General features: G+C 29.5%; 3 protein-coding genes and 1 pseudogene. All 4 read right to left on the bottom strand.

Going from position 1 to position 2,319, the window contains the following annotated elements:
* Positions 1-1,361 (bottom strand): AAA family ATPase (locus VLM92_RS01745; protein ID WP_325274633.1); only part of this gene is annotated, 1,361 nt, incomplete at its 3' end.
* Positions 1,362-1,530: 169 nt separating this feature from the next.
* Positions 1,531-1,875, bottom strand: a complete 345-nt coding sequence (rplT, locus tag VLM92_RS01740) for a 50S ribosomal protein L20 (RefSeq protein WP_325274632.1) — start codon at positions 1,873-1,875, stop codon at positions 1,531-1,533.
* A 5-nt stretch (positions 1,876-1,880) separates the two neighbouring features.
* Positions 1,881-2,075, bottom strand: coding sequence for a 50S ribosomal protein L35 (gene rpmI, locus VLM92_RS17360; protein WP_325274631.1), 195 nt, complete (start codon positions 2,073-2,075; stop codon positions 1,881-1,883).
* Between the two features lie 19 nt (positions 2,076-2,094).
* A pseudogene (locus VLM92_RS01730) lies at positions 2,095-2,319 on the bottom strand (hypothetical protein); the annotation flags it as partial.

The following is a 2,319-nucleotide window of genomic DNA, read 5'->3' as shown; positions in this document are numbered from 1 at the left end:
AATGATTGAAATAATTTAATTACTTGATAGACACTTGCTCGATTAACAGTATATATTGGAATATTTTTTTGTTTTGCCAATTTTTTCAACTTAAGATTTTGTTTCAGATGTTTTTTTAAACCAACAATTAGCCTTGCTTGTTTAATTTCTTTTGTTAATAGAACTTTAAGGCCAAGCTTGCGGCTGGCTTCTTTAATTAAATTATTTGAAAGTGAATATGTATAAATTAATAATTTTTTAGTTTTTAAGTTCCGTGATTTTATTTGACTTCGGTTCAGTAAAACTGTCCAATTATTGATATTTGAAGTTGAACTATTTTTCAAAAAATTAGTAGTTTTAAATAGTGAGACAGGATTTGTTTGAAGTTTTTTATATCTTAGACGTGTTTTCTCATTTGTTGAGATTTGTCGAAGTTGAGAAACAGAATAATTACCTCGTAATATTAAATCGATAGAATTTTTTATATTTTCATGAATCGTCCAAGAATTTTGGTCATTAATTTCAATAGCTATTTGAAAGGCAGGATAAGCCTTTCTTTCTAAAATACTTTTTTGTGTTCCACGTCTTTTTGCTTCATCATCACTTAAAGTAACATATTGAATTCCCCCAATTAAATCAGCTAAAGAAGGATTTTTAATTAAATTTTCTAAACAATTTCCATGAGTTGTACCTACAAGTTGGACACCTTTTTCAGCAATAGTCCGTGCAGCAAGAGCTTCCAGTTCGGTTCCAATTTCATCAATGATAATTATTTCCGGCATATGATTCTCGACTGCTTCAATCATTATTTGATGTTGAAATTCAGTTTTTGCTACTTGCATTCGACGTGCACGACCAATACCTGAATGAGGAATGTCACTATCCCCAGCAATCTCATTTGATGTATCAACAATAATCACTCTTTTTTCCATTTCATCCGACAAAACTCTAGCAATTTCCCGGATAATTGTAGTTTTACCGACTCCAGGTTTCCCTAAAATTAAAATAGATTGTCCTGATTCTAATAAATCACGAATTATACTGATTGTTCCAAAAATTGCACGACCGACACGACAAGTTAATCCATTTATTAAAGATTGTCGATTTCTAATACAACTTATACGATGAAGAGTCCGCTCAATACCCGCTCTATTATCGTCACTGAAATGACTAGTTCGTTTTGTTATATAATCAATATCCTGCCATGAGACAATCTTTTGAGATAAGTATTCTGAGCCATTGGTAAAACGAGCTTCAGGCCGCCGACCTAAATCCATGACAATTTCAATGAGTTTGTCTTTGTTTGGGTGATTATTTAAATTTTTTTGAATAAAAAATGGTAAATTATCAAGTAATTTCTCTAAATCTTCATCTATACTCATAAAATCATAAGTTTATACTAACTTTCTAATTTATATTATAGTTATAATATTTAACATAAACTTAAAAAGTTAGATTAATTTATTAAAATTTTGTAAGCTTATTTGAAAAATAGTTCTTTATTAGTTAAAAAACCTTAAATCTTTTCGTATTCAAAGATTGATCCTAAAATTAATTAGAAAGTGCTACTAATTTATTAAATGTTTGGGTATCTAAAATAGCGATTTGTGAAAGCATCTTTCGATTTAACTCAATCTTTGATTTTTTAAAATTATGTATTAATTTGCTATAAGATAAACCATTTAGTTTTGAAGCTGCATTTATTCGCGTAATCCAAATCTTTCTAAAAGTACGTTTCTTTTGCTTTCTACCAACAAACGAGTAGCGTAAAGCTTTCATAATTTGTTGATTTGCTACTCTAAAAAGTCGCGAATGAGCGCCACGATAACCTTTTGCAAGCTGTAATATTTTATTTCTTCTTTTTCGTGCTACGTTTCCTCGTTTAACTCTAACCATTCTTTTTAATAAGGTAACATTAATTTAATAGGTTTACTATCACTAGTACTAACACAAATTGTTTGCGATAATTTCCGTTTCTGAGTCTTAGATTTTTTACATAAAAGATGACCTTTAAAAGCGTGACGGCGCAAAAATTGACCGGTCCCTGTTCTTTTATATCGTTTTTGAGCAGATTTTCGAGTTTTTAGTTTCGACATAAATTTTTAATTTTTTTCATTAATTTTTTTCAGACGAGTAAAATTCTTTAAAATAAAAAGTTGCTTTTAACGGATGTGAATATAAAAGGTGATCTCCAGATTCCCACTCTACAGGACAGGCTTGTCCGGGATGCTCTTTAATATATTGAATTGATTTTAAAATACGAAGAATTTCATTGATACTTCTACCGCACAATAAATTATTAACATTATAATATTGGATCACCCCTTCCTTGTCAATAAT

It is taken from the genome of Romboutsia sp., from assembly GCF_035470145.1.
In the GTDB taxonomy this organism is placed as follows: Bacteria; Bacillota; Clostridia; order Peptostreptococcales; family Peptostreptococcaceae; genus Romboutsia_D.
This window is presented reverse-complemented; position numbering and strand designations above follow the sequence as displayed.

Coding starts and splice junctions, on each gene's coding strand:
- rplT (WP_325274632.1), bottom strand. CDS start 1,875: ATGGTTAGAGTTAAACGAGGAAACGTAGCACGAAAAAGAAGAAATAAA.
- rpmI (WP_325274631.1), bottom strand. CDS start 2,075: ATGTCGAAACTAAAAACTCGAAAATCTGCTCAAAAACGATATAAAAGA.